Source organism: Kitasatospora sp. NPDC001539, assembly GCF_040298565.1.
Classification (GTDB): Bacteria; Actinomycetota; Actinomycetes; order Streptomycetales; family Streptomycetaceae; genus Kitasatospora.
The window spans coordinates 1-10,733 of the sequence record NZ_JBEPAK010000244.1 but is presented as its reverse complement, the minus strand read 5'-3'; the positions used below and the strand labels follow the sequence as shown (position 1 = coordinate 10,733).

Here is a 10,733-nt window from a genome sequence, read left to right as displayed (position 1 = left end):
CGGGTGCCCGCCCCCGCCGGTCACTCCTCGTCGTAGCGCGGGTCGATCGCGTCCGGGGACAGCCCCAGCAGCTCGGCCACCTGCTCGATCAGGATCTCGTGCACCAGCGCCGCCCGGTCCTCCCGGGTCTTCGCCCGGATCTCCACCGGCCGCCGGTACACCACGATCTGGCTCTTGCGGCCCTTCTCGCCCGGCGACACCCGGCCCAGCGGCACCCCGTCCTCGGTGTCGGCGCCCTCCGCCCCGTGCAGCGGCACCTCCTGGACGGCGAACTCCACCTCGATCAGCTGCGGCCAACGCCGCTCCAGCCGTTCCACCGACTCGCGCACGTAGTCGTCGAACAGTTCGGAGCGGGTGAGCGAGATCGGCACCTGGGGCGGCGCCAGCGGGCCGCGCAGCCCCCTGCCGTGCCGGTCGCGGTGCCGGGGGCGGCGCGAGGGCCCTGTCGGTGACTGCGGTGCGGAGCTGTCCATATCACTGCCGAGAGTAGTCCTTGGACGGTCGGAAGTGGACCACTCCGGCGGGGAAACGCCCGGGGGACGGGCGCACTGACGAGCGTGCGCCGGGCGACACGGCACCCCCTCCGGACAGGCGGTCTTCGCTCCCCGGCGGGGAGTGCGGTACCGTCCACCCTCGTGAGCTCTGTACGTCGTTGTTCGCGGACCGCGTGCGGCCGACCGGCCGTCGCAACGCTGACGTACGTCTACGCCGACTCCACCGCCGTGCTCGGCCCGCTCGCCACCTACGCCGAGCCGCACTGCTACGACCTGTGCGCCGAGCACGCCGAGCGGCTCACCGCTCCGCGCGGCTGGGAGGTCGTCCGGCTCGCCGCCGAAGCCGGGCCGCTGCGCCGCAGCAGCGACGACCTGGAGGCGCTCGCCAACGCCGTGCGCGAGGCCGCCCGCCCCCAGACGCCCCGTCAGGGCCGCGCCCCCCAGGGCGAGTCCACCGAGGGCAGCCGCCGCGGCCACCTCCGGGTGCTGCGCTCGCCGGACAACTAGGACCGGCCCCGCGGCCGGTCCGGCGGCTCCCGCCGGACGCGCCGCCCGTCGGCCGCGCCCCGGGCCCGTCGGGCACCCCCGCAGCCCTCACCCCGCACGGAGCCTTCGCCCGGCCCGGGTACGCTGCCCGTCTGACATCACCGCGCCCCGTCGAACGGACGGGCGGGTGGCCCGACGTATCGATCAGCACAGAACCAGGGTGGAGCCGCAGTGCGCGACCTCAAGCAGCTCGTGAAGGCGTACGACGTCCGAGGTGTCGTCCCGGACCAGTGGGACGAGAGCCTGTCCCGGGCCTTCGGCGCCGCGTTCGTGCAGGTCACCGGCGCGTCCGCGATCGTGGTCGGCCACGACATGCGGCCCTCCTCGCCGTCGCTGAGCCGGGCCTTCGCCGAGGGCGCCGCGGCCTACGGCGCCGACGTGGTCGAGATCGGCCTCTGCTCGACCGACCAGCTCTACTACGCCAGCGGCAAGCTCGACCTGCCCGGCGCGATGTTCACCGCCAGCCACAACCCGGCCCAGTACAACGGCATCAAGCTCTGCCGGGCCGGCGCCGCGCCGGTCGGCCAGGACACCGGTCTGGCCGAGATCCGCGAGCTGGTCGAGTCCTGGACCGCCGAGGACGACACCGTCACCGTCCCGGCCAAGGACGTGGAGCCCGGGGCGCTCTCGACGCAGGAGACCCTGCGCGGCTACGCCGACCACCTGCTGGGCCTGGTCGACCTCACCGCCATCCGCCCGCTCAAGGTCGCGGTGGACGCCGGCAACGGCATGGGCGGCCACACCGTGCCGACCGTCTTCGACGGCCTGCCGATCGAGCTCGTCCCGATGTACTTCGAGCTGGACGGCACCTTCCCCAACCACGAGGCCAACCCGCTCGACCCGAAGAACCTGGTCGACCTGCAGGCCAAGGTCCGCGAGGTCGGCGCCGACATCGGCCTGGCCTTCGACGGCGACGCCGACCGCTGCTTCGTCGTGGACGAGCGCGGCGAGCCGGTCTCGCCGTCCGCGATCACCGCGCTGGTCGCCGCCCGCGAGATCGCCCGCGCCAAGGCCGCCGGCGAGACCGAGCCGACGATCATCCACAACCTGATCACCTCCTGGACCGTCCCCGAGGTGGTCCGCGAGCTCGGCGCCACCCCGGTGCGCACCCGGGTCGGCCACTCCTTCATCAAGCAGGAGATGGCCGTCACCGACGCCGTCTTCGGCGGCGAGCACTCCGCGCACTACTACTTCCGGGACTTCTGGCGCGCCGACACCGGCATGCTGGCCGCGCTGCACGTGCTGGCCGCACTCGGCGGCCAGGAGGGCACGCTCTCCGCGCTGACCGCCGAGTACGACCGCTACGCCGCCTCCGGCGAGATCAACAGCACCGTCGCCGACCAGGCCGCCAGCACGGCCGCCGTCCGCGCCGCCTACGCCGGCGTGGAGGGCACCACCGTCGACGAGCTGGACGGGCTCACCGTGGCCGGTCCCGACTGGTGGTTCAACCTGCGCGCCTCCAACACCGAGCCGCTGCTGCGCCTCAACGTCGAGGCCAAGGACCCGGCGAGGATGGCGCAGCTGCGCGACGGCGTGCTCGCCATCGTCCGCGGCTGACCGGAACGCTCCGCGCCAGGTCGAGGTGCACCGCGCCAGGTCGAGGTGCACCGCGCCGGCTCGGGGCGCGTCCGGCGAGGCGCGCCTGACCACGGGCCCCGGTGCCCCGGCCGGTAGGGTTGCCTATCGGCCGGGGCACCTCCGTGCCACCCCTGAACCTTGGAGAGCCCCATGAAGCTCGAATCCTTCCTGCTGGAGATCCTGGTCTGCCCGCAGTGCCGGGCCGCGCTCGTCGAGGGCGGCACCGAGGAGCAGCCCGAGCTGGTCTGCACCGGCGCGGACTGCGGCCTCGCGTACCCGGTCCGGGACGGCATTCCGGTCCTGCTGGTGGACGAGGCCCGCCGCCCGGCCTGATCCTGGGGGCGAAGCCCCATCCGCGCCCGCCGCACAGGACAGCGCCCACAGGACAGCCGGAGGCCCGCCGCATGCTGGACGACACCCTGCTCGACGACCCGGCCGCCCTCCAGCGCGCCGACCACGACCGCGCCCTGCTGGCCCTGGCCGGCGCCGGCGCCCGGGTCCGCACCGCGCTGCGGCAGGCCGACGCGGCCGGCCTCGACCGGCTGCGCCCGGACGGCCGCCCGCGTGCCGTCCTGGTCGCCGGACACGGCAGCGCCCTGACGGCGGCCGAGATCCTGGCCGTGCTGGCCGGCTCCGCCAGCCTGGTTCTCCCGCTGCCGCCCACCGAGGCCGCCGCCCCGCGCGGCGACCGCTCCGGTGCGCGGCCCGCCTTCACCGCCGGGCTCGGCTGGCAGCTGCCCGGCTGGGCCGGCCCCCTCGACCTGCTGGTGGTCAGCTCCGCCGACGGCGGCGAGCAGGGCCTGATCAGCCTCGCCGAGCAGGCGTACGCGCGCGGTTGCGCCGTCGTCGTCACCGCCCCGACGGGCAGTCCGCTGGCGGAGGCCGCGCTCCAGGTCCGCGCGCTGCCGCTGCCCTACACGGCCTCGGTGCGGTCCGAGGAGGACCTGCCGGCCGTGCCGGCCGCGGAGCCGGACCTTCCGCCCGAGGACCCGGCCGCGCTCTGGTCCCACCTGACCCCGCTGCTGGCGCTCGCCCAGAAGCTCGGCCTGACCCAGCTGCCGTACGACGCCCTGCCGGCCGTCGCCGACCTGCTGGACGCCACCGCCGTGCGCTGCCGCCCGGACGCCGCGGCGTACACCAACCCGGCGAAGGGGCTGGCCGCCCGGCTGGCCGGGACGGTCCCGCTGCTGTGGGCCGACGGCCCGATCGCCGGGGCGGCCGCCGCGAGGTTCGCCGCCCAGCTGGCCGACCGGGCCGGACGCCCGGCGCTCGCCGGTCCGCTGCCGCAGGTGCTCACCGCCCACCGCGGCATGTTCACCGGCCAGTTGGGCGCCGGCGCGGACCCGGACGACTTCTTCCGCGACCGGGTCGACGAGCCCGACCCGCTGCACCTCCAGGTCCTGCTGCTGCGGCACGTGCCCGGCAACGGCTCCCCGGAGGGGCAGGAAGGCCCGGCCGAGGTGCCGGAGGACGACGAGCGCCCGCGCGGCTTCGGCGTCAGCCGCGCGCACCGGCTGGCCGCCGCCCACGACGTCCGGCTGACCGAGTACGCGAGCACCCTCGCGGACCCCCTGCACGCGCTGGCCGACCTGGTCGCGCTCACCGACTTCGCCGCCGTCTACCTCGGGCTCGCCGCCGCGCAGTCCTGAGAGCAGCGATCCGCCCGCGCCCGCTAAGTTGTCCGCGTGAGCGAGCGAAACGAACGAACCGTCAACGGGTGCGTACGGGCGACTGCCCCTGCCGGGCGCGGCGAGGTGGGCGCATGAGCGCGGAGGGCGGGACGAAGGCACTGGTCGCGGCGCTGTCCGCGAACCTGGCGATCGCGGCGGCCAAGTTCACCGCCTTCGGCTTCACCGGCTCCTCCTCGATGCTGGCCGAGGGGGTGCACTCGGTGGCCGACTCCGGCAACCAGGTGCTGCTGCTGGTCGGCGGCAGGCGGGCGCGCCGGGCGGCGGACGAGGAGCACCCGTTCGGCTACGGCCGCGAGCGCTACGTCTACGGCTTCCTGGTGGCCATCGTGCTGTTCAGCGTCGGCGGCCTGTTCGCGATCTACGAGGGCTGGCACAAGGTCAGCCACCCGGAGGCACTGGAGTCCTGGGCCTGGGCGGTCGGCGTGCTGGTCTTCGCCATCGCGATGGAGGGCTGGTCGTTCCTCACCGCGATGCGCGAGTCCGCCAAGGCCAAGGGCGGGCAGGGCTGGGTGCAGTTCATCCGCACCGCCAAGGCGCCGGAGCTGCCGGTGGTGCTGCTGGAGGACACCGGTGCGCTGATCGGCCTGGTGCTCGCGCTGTTCGGCGTCTCGCTCACCGTGATCACCGGCAACGGCGTCTGGGACGGCGTCGGCACCCTGTGCATCGGCGTCCTGCTGGTGGTGATCGCCGTCGTGCTCGCCCTGGAGACCAAGTCGCTGCTGCTCGGCGAGTCCGCCGACAGGGAGTCGGTGCGGCGGATCCGCGCCGCCCTGGTGGACGGCGAGGCGGTCACCGGGGTGATCCACATGCGCACCCTGCACCTCGGCCCGGAGGAACTGCTGGTCGCCGCCAAGATCTCCGTCAACGCCGAGGACAGCGCCGCCCGGGTGGCACGGGCGATCGACGCGGCCGAGGAGCGGGTCCGCGCCGCCGTCCCGATCGCCCGGGCGATCTACCTGGAGCCGGACGTCTACAGCGCCGAGAAGGCCGCCGCCGGCGAGGACCCGGCCGCGACCCCGGGCGGCCCCGGCCCCGGCTCGGGGCACTGACGGTCCGCCCCCGCCCGGCTGGTGCGCGGGTCGAGCGGCGGTCGGCTCCCGCGGCAGAAATCGGTCATCGCAGGACGGTCGGCGGGGCCGCCGGTGTAGATTCGTCACCAGAGCCAGAACGTCGCTGCTGATGGCGGTCGATCGGCGGTCCGCACCCAAAGGGTGTGCGCCGGTCGAGGGAGAGAGGTCCTCCGACGGTTTGTGCTGCGCATCAGGGAGCCGGTCCGCCCACCAGGGAGCCGGCGGCCCCGGCGTAGCCGTGCACCCGTACGGCCCGCCACGCGCGACACATCCGGACCTCGGCCCGTGCCCCACCCCATCAGCGAGGAGCAGACGCATGTCGACCGACATCACCGGTGACTTCAAGGTCGCCGACCTTTCCCTGGCGCCGTTCGGCCGCAAGGAGATCCAGCTGGCCGAGCACGAGATGCCCGGCCTGATGGCGATCCGCGCCGAGTACGCCGAGTCGCAGCCGCTGGCCGGCGCCCGGATCACCGGCTCGCTGCACATGACCATCCAGACCGCCGTGCTGATCGAGACCCTGACGGCGCTCGGCGCCGAGGTCCGCTGGTGCTCCTGCAACATCTTCTCGACCCAGGACCACGCGGCCGCCGCCATCGCCGTCGGCCCGGAGGGCACCCCGGAGAACCCGCAGGGCGTGCCGGTCTTCGCCTGGAAGGGCGAGACCCTGGAGGAGTACTGGTGGTGCACCGAGCAGGCGCTGACCTGGCCTGACGGCCAGACCCCGAACATGATCCTGGACGACGGCGGCGACGCCACCCTGCTGATCCACAAGGGTGTCGAGTTCGAGAAGGCCGGCGCCGCTCCGGACCCGTCCACCGCGGACAACGACGAGTTCCGGATCATCCTCGAGCTGCTCAACCGCACCCTCCAGGAGACCCCGAACAAGTGGACCGAGGTCGCCTCCACCATCAAGGGCGTGACCGAGGAGACCACCACCGGTGTCCACCGCCTGTACGAGATGCACCGTGACGGCAAGCTGCTGTTCCCGGCGATCAACGTCAACGACTCGGTCACCAAGTCGAAGTTCGACAACAAGTACGGCTGCCGCCACTCGCTGATCGACGGCATCAACCGCGCCACCGACGTCCTGATCGGCGGCAAGGTCGCGGTCGTCTGCGGCTACGGCGACGTCGGCAAGGGCTGCGCCGAGTCGCTGCGCGGCCAGGGCGCCCGCGTCATCGTCACCGAGATCGACCCGATCTGCGCGCTCCAGGCGGCGATGGACGGCTACCAGGTCACCACCCTGGACGACGTCGTCGAGACGGCCGACATCTTCATCACCACCACCGGCAACAAGGACATCATCCTGGCCTCCCACATGGAGCGGATGAAGCACCAGGCCATCGTCGGCAACATCGGCCACTTCGACAACGAGATCGACATGGCCGGCCTGGCCCAGCTCCCCGGTGTCGTGAAGACCGAGATCAAGCCGCAGGTCCACGAGTGGCGCAAGGCCGACGGCCGCACCATCATCGTCCTCTCCGAGGGGCGCCTGCTGAACCTGGGCAACGCGACCGGCCACCCGTCCTTCGTGATGTCCAACTCCTTCGCCAACCAGACGATCGCCCAGATCGAGCTGTTCACGAAGACCGAGCAGTACCCAATCGGCGTCTACGTGCTGCCGAAGCACCTGGACGAGAAGGTCGCCCGGCTGCACCTGGACGCGCTGGGCGTGAAGCTGACCACGCTGACCCAGGACCAGGCCGACTACATCGGCGTTCCGGTCGAGGGCCCGTACAAGTCGGAGCAGTACCGCTACTGATGCGGTACCGCCGCCGCTGGGGCGGTGGGCGCTGAACGCCGGTGGCCGGCACCCCTGGGCGGGTGCCGGCCACCGGCGCGTTCGCGGGCCCGTTCGCGGGCCCTGTTGCGGCCAGGTCCGCGGGCAGGGCGGGGCTCAGCGGACGGTCACGTCGGAGGTCCGGCTGCCCGGGTCCTGGCCCGGGGCCGTGGTGCGGGCGGGCAGCCGGGGCAGGGCGCCGAGCCGCTGCGGGGCGGCGGGCCTGCCGGCCCCGAACGTCGCACGGGGGCGCGCACGTAGGCTTCGGGCATGCCCAATGGCCGGTACTCGCTCCACGACACCCATGACCACGTGCTGCTCGGAGAGGAGCGCTTCAGCTGTGCGCCCGGGGCGGCCGGGTGGCGGTACGTCTCCAAGACCTACGCGCCGGACGGCCGGGTGATCGGCAGCGTCGACCTCACGCTGGACTCGCGGGCCCGGCCGCTGCGGATGGAGCTGCGGGCCGGGGGCTGGCAGGTGCGGGGCGGGGCGGTGGACGGGGTGGCCTGGGTCCGCACCGACGCGGCGGACCCGGGTGGTGCCGCGGCGGCGGAGGGCCATGACCGGGCGCACGGCTTCACCGGGCGCTCGCCCGCCTTTCTGGTCGCCACCGCCCGGTTGCTGCGGCTGGAGCAGGGGGCGAGCGCGCGGGTGCGGCTGGTGGCGTTCACCGAGCCGGTGCTGGCGCCGCGCACCTTCGACCAGGGCTGGCTGCTGGAGGGGGTCGACACCCACCCGACGGACTCGGGGCCGCTGGTGGTCGAGCGCTACCAGGTCGCCGACCTGGAGACCGGGGAGCAGCAGGTGGTGCACCTCGCGGGGGACGTGGTGCTGGCGGCCGAGGGGATCGAGCTGGAGGAGCTGGAGTCGCCGCCGAACGCGTGGCCGGTCCGGGAGTAGGGACCGGAGTGCGGGAGCGCCCGGCTCAGGCGGGCGGGGCGAAGCCGGTGTCGCGGGCGGGCTTGTCGAAGGACGGAGCCGCCGGGCGTGCGGGTGCGGCGGGCGCTGCGTCCGGAGCCTGGGGGGCCGGGTGGTGCGGGGCCGGGGTAGCGACCTGGGCGGGCGGCTGGTGGGGGGCCGGGACGGGGGCCTGGGCGGGCGGTTGGTGCGCGACGGCCGTCCGGGCGGCCGCCTGCGCCGCCCACTGCTGCTGGGCGCGCGTCCACTCCCGGCGCTGCCGCTCGGTGAGGACGGCGCCGAGGTAGGCGGCCGGATGCAGCCCCGGCGGCACCGGGTGGCCGATCCTCGCGGAGAGGTCCCCGGCCAGTCCGACGGCCATCCGGAGCGCCACCGACGGGTCCAACTGCCCGATCCTGCCGAGCAGTTGCCGCACGGCGAGCCACAGCTGCTCGGGCACCGCGGACAGGTCCATCGCGACCAGCTCGCGGCCCATGTCGTGGAGGAGCTGCGGGTGCACCGGGGGGAGCGGATTGGTCGGCCCGCCCGCACCGGGGGTGCGCTCGCGGACGACCACCGTCCCGGCGAAGACGTCACCGAGCCGCTTGCCGTCCGAGTTCACCGCCGAGGTGATCGCGGCGACGGCGCCGGTGGTCGCGATCAGCTCGACGAAGCCCACCAGCCCGCGCACCAGCGAGTGCCGGAACCGGACCGGCCCGCCGTCGGTGCGCACCACCCGCAGGCCGAGCGCGGCCTTGCCGAGCGAGCGCCCGTGGCTGAGGGTCTCGACCATCACCGGTACCCCGACCAGGAAGAACACCATCAGGCCGAGCAGTACGGCGGCCGCCGCCGCGCTGTCGAGGTCGATCAGGGCGACGCTCAGCACGACCGCGACGAGGAACAGGGCGGCGAACTCGACGAGCAGGTCGAGCACGACTGCCAGGGCCCTGCTCGGAAGCTTCGCCGTCTGGAGGTCGAGGACGACCGCCTCACCCGTCACCAGGTCGCTCAAAACACCTGTCCGTTCACGCTCATGCGGGGAGGTGGGAGGTCGAGTGGACCGGCCCCCACGACCCGCTCTCCGCCGTCGATCCGCAGCCGCAAACATACGGCGCCCGGCGGGCGGACGGGAAGTGAGATCCCGGCGGCCGCAGGACGGGCGGCTCCTGGCATGCTGGGCCGCACTCCGCACGCACCGTCCGACCGCGCACGCGCGCCACCTGCCCGTCGCCGATCTTGGAGCCGCCGAATGGACCTGGACGTCTTCGTCGCCACCCACCAGGGGGAGTGGGCCCGGCTGGACGCCCTCTCCCGCAGGCGCCGGCTCACCGGCGAGGAGGCGGACGAGCTGGTGGGGCTCTACCAGCGCGCCACCGGCCACCTGGCCAAGGTCCAGGCCGCCGCGCCGGACCCGGCCCTGCTCAGCCGGCTGACCGGCCTGGTCTCGCGGGCCCGCAGCGCGGTGACCGGTGCCCGGACCAACGGATGGCAGGACGTCGCCCGCTACTACACGGTGAGCTTCCCGGCGGCGCTGTACCGCGCCCGCCGCTGGTGGATACCGCTGGCGGTCGTGTCGATGGTCGCCACCGCGTTGCTCGCCTGGTGGATGGCGACGCACCCGGAGGTCCGCAACAGTCTCATCGCCCCCGCCGAGCTACGGGAGATGACCCGCCCCGGAGGCCAGTACGAGGCGTACTACTCGGACCGGCCGGCCAGTTCCTTTGCGGCGCAGGTGTGGACGAACAACGCCTGGATCGCGGTGCAGTGCCTGCTGTTCGGAATCGCGCTGGGCGTTCCGGTCCTGTTGGTGATGTGGACCAACGTGGTCAACCTGGGGGCCGGTGTGGGCTTGATGGCCTCCGCCGGCCGGCTCGACGTCTTCCTCGGCCTGCTGATCCCGCACGGGCTGCTCGAGCTGACCGCGGTGTTCGTGGCCGGCGGCCTCGGCCTGCGCCTCGGATGGACGGTCATCGACCCGGGCCCGCGCACCCGCACCGTGGCCTTGGCGGAACAGGGGCGGGCGATCATCGGAATGTCGATGGGGCTGGCGACCGTGCTGGCGGTCTCCGGTGTCCTCGAAGCGTTCGTGACCCCGTCCGGGCTGCCCACCTGGATGCGCATTTCCATCGGGGTGCTGGCCGAGGCGGCCTTCCTGCTGTACGCCCTGGTGTGGGGCCGGAGGGCCGCCGAGGGTGGAGAGTTCGGCGATGTGGACGCGGCCGACCGGGCGGACCTGCAGCCGGTCGCGGCCTGAGCGGATGTGATCAACAGGCCTCTGACCTGCTACTCTCCTCTCATCCCGGCCAAACCATTGACGTGGTGGGGGTGGGCTAGTAGGTTTGAACGGTTGGGACTGACTGGACAACGGTCGGGCCCGGGCGTTAGTGTCTACGACACCGCCGAAATCGAGGCCAGCGCGTTTCACGAAATGCGCGCCCTCCGATGAAGCAAATCCCGCGAACTGAGCACACCGAAAGCTTTGATAAGCTTCGGAGCGAAGTTCGCAGGAAAACCCGCCAGCGGGAATTCAGGGAAAACGAAGCCGGTAAGAACGGCCGAGAAGATCTGATAAGCTGGAAACACGAAAGAACGAAGCGCCCGGAGGGTCCGCTGGAAGGCGGCCTGAAGGAAGTGTCCGTTCCTTGAGAACTCAACAGCGTGCCAAAAGTCAACG

11 protein-coding genes are annotated in these 10,733 nt (G+C 73.3%); 8 read left to right on the top strand and 3 right to left on the bottom strand.

Features of this window, described 5'->3' with window-relative positions:
• Positions 1-20 precede the first annotated feature (20 nt).
• Entirely contained in the window at positions 21-473 is a 453-nt protein-coding gene (locus ABT247_RS27555) for a metallopeptidase family protein (RefSeq protein WP_350747468.1), read from the bottom strand.
• An 84-nt stretch (positions 474-557) separates the two neighbouring features.
• Here ABT247_RS27555 and ABT247_RS27550 point away from each other — a divergent pair, with 84 nt between their 5' ends.
• From ABT247_RS27550 to ABT247_RS27520, 7 genes are all read left to right on the top strand, one after another.
• Complete coding sequence (locus tag ABT247_RS27550) at positions 558-1,001, top strand: DUF3499 domain-containing protein (protein WP_502892513.1); 444 nt, start codon at positions 558-560, stop codon at positions 999-1,001.
• Positions 1,002-1,211: 210 nt separating this feature from the next.
• Complete coding sequence (locus ABT247_RS27545) at positions 1,212-2,597, top strand: phosphomannomutase/phosphoglucomutase (RefSeq protein WP_350747462.1); 1,386 nt, start codon at positions 1,212-1,214, stop codon at positions 2,595-2,597.
• A 171-nt stretch (positions 2,598-2,768) separates the two neighbouring features.
• A complete protein-coding gene (locus ABT247_RS27540; RefSeq protein WP_030061300.1) occupies positions 2,769-2,951 on the top strand; it encodes a Trm112 family protein in 183 nt (60 codons plus the stop codon).
• A 71-nt stretch (positions 2,952-3,022) separates the two neighbouring features.
• Positions 3,023-4,267, top strand: a complete 1,245-nt coding sequence (locus ABT247_RS27535; protein ID WP_350747459.1) for an SIS domain-containing protein — start codon at positions 3,023-3,025, stop codon at positions 4,265-4,267.
• 113 nt (positions 4,268-4,380) lie between these two features.
• Positions 4,381-5,358: a cation diffusion facilitator family transporter gene (locus ABT247_RS27530; protein ID WP_350747456.1), complete on the top strand. Its 978-nt coding sequence runs from the start codon at positions 4,381-4,383 to the stop codon at positions 5,356-5,358.
• A gap of 337 nt (positions 5,359-5,695) precedes the next feature.
• A complete protein-coding gene (gene ahcY / locus ABT247_RS27525; RefSeq protein WP_350747453.1) occupies positions 5,696-7,144 on the top strand; it encodes an adenosylhomocysteinase in 1,449 nt (482 codons plus the stop codon).
• A 288-nt stretch (positions 7,145-7,432) separates the two neighbouring features.
• Positions 7,433-8,062, top strand: a complete 630-nt coding sequence (locus ABT247_RS27520) for a hypothetical protein (protein ID WP_350747450.1) — start codon at positions 7,433-7,435, stop codon at positions 8,060-8,062.
• Positions 8,063-8,087: 25 nt separating this feature from the next.
• On the opposite strand, the gene ABT247_RS27515 is transcribed toward ABT247_RS27520, so the two are convergent.
• Positions 8,088-9,071: an RDD family protein gene (locus tag ABT247_RS27515; RefSeq protein WP_350747447.1), complete on the bottom strand. Its 984-nt coding sequence runs from the start codon at positions 9,069-9,071 to the stop codon at positions 8,088-8,090.
• A gap of 237 nt (positions 9,072-9,308) precedes the next feature.
• On the opposite strand from ABT247_RS27515, the gene ABT247_RS27510 reads away from it, so the two are divergent.
• Positions 9,309-10,313 (top strand): stage II sporulation protein M, encoded by a 1,005-nt coding sequence (locus ABT247_RS27510; RefSeq protein ID WP_350747444.1) that lies wholly within the window; start codon positions 9,309-9,311, stop codon positions 10,311-10,313.
• 167 nt (positions 10,314-10,480) lie between these two features.
• On the opposite strand, the gene ABT247_RS27505 is transcribed toward ABT247_RS27510, so the two are convergent.
• The coding region (locus ABT247_RS27505) for a hypothetical protein (protein ID WP_350747441.1) at positions 10,481-10,733 on the bottom strand (253 nt) is incomplete at its 5' end.